Raw genomic sequence first — 934 nt, 5'->3', positions numbered from 1 at the left:
GACAAAGCCTTTATATTAAGGAAAAACAGGTGATTTAATGGATCATAATAGAAGATTATGGGTCCCGAAAAAATAAGAAAGTAAGCGCAAAATAATTCGACGGATTGTGTTGCCCTAAAAATCAATTCATAATAATCATTAGAGAATGCAAGCATTTCACTTCATTTTCTCTTGCCAGAAATGATAGATGCGAGCATTTTACTCTATTCAAGTTATGGAGGTGTGCTCATGAGAAGCAAAAGAATACCTGCTGAAGAACAATACCGTCTCATCATGAAATGCCGTCAAAGTGGATTGACAGATCATCAATGGTGTGTAAAACATGATATCAAGCCAGGAACTTTTTACAACTGGGTAAAAAGACTGCGTCAGAAAGGTTGTGTGGATTTACCGGCGTCAACTGGACGCACCTATTGTGCACCAGAAAGCCAGGAAGTTGTCAGAGTGGATTTTCATGATACTGACCCGATTCCTTATGAACAGCCATTAAATGTAATTCCGGCAGCTACGGAAAGAAATAACCTTTCTGTAGCAGAGCCAATGAAGCTTTCTGTAGGAAGCTTTCATCTAACAATACCAAATGGAACAGATCCTCAGCTTCTGGCTCAAACGCTTCGCATTGTGAAGGAGTTGGAATGTTAGGGGATATCACAGCCGCCGATGAAATCTATATCGTAACAGGCAGAACGGATATGCGGAAATCCATTGACGGGCTGTGCGCTATTGTAGAGGATCAACTCCATATGGATCCAAAGCGAAGTGCCCTGTATCTTTTCTGTGGAAAACGTTGTGACAGGATCAAAGCTTTGCTCTGGGAATCTGACGGATTTGTGTTGCTGTATAAACGTATGGAGGTCCAGGGCAGATTCCGCTGGCCCAGAAATCAGTTGGAAGTAAAACAATTGACCTGGCAGCAATTCGACTGGCTCATGTC

At 42.0% G+C, this 934-nt stretch carries 2 protein-coding genes; both read left to right on the top strand.

The window, feature by feature from the left end:
* Positions 1 to 228 precede the first annotated feature (228 nt).
* A complete protein-coding gene (gene tnpA / locus GPK88_RS17190; RefSeq protein WP_173763283.1) occupies positions 229 to 642 on the top strand; it encodes an IS66 family insertion sequence element accessory protein TnpA in 414 nt (137 codons plus the stop codon).
* The coding region (gene tnpB / locus GPK88_RS17185; RefSeq protein WP_215708073.1) for an IS66 family insertion sequence element accessory protein TnpB at positions 636 to 934 on the top strand (299 nt) is incomplete at its 3' end. The genes tnpA and tnpB, both read left to right, overlap by 7 nt.

Source organism: Blautia sp. MCC269 (assembly GCF_018785655.1).
In the GTDB taxonomy this organism is placed as follows: Bacteria; Bacillota; Clostridia; order Lachnospirales; family Lachnospiraceae; genus Blautia_A.
This window is presented reverse-complemented; position numbering and strand designations above follow the sequence as displayed.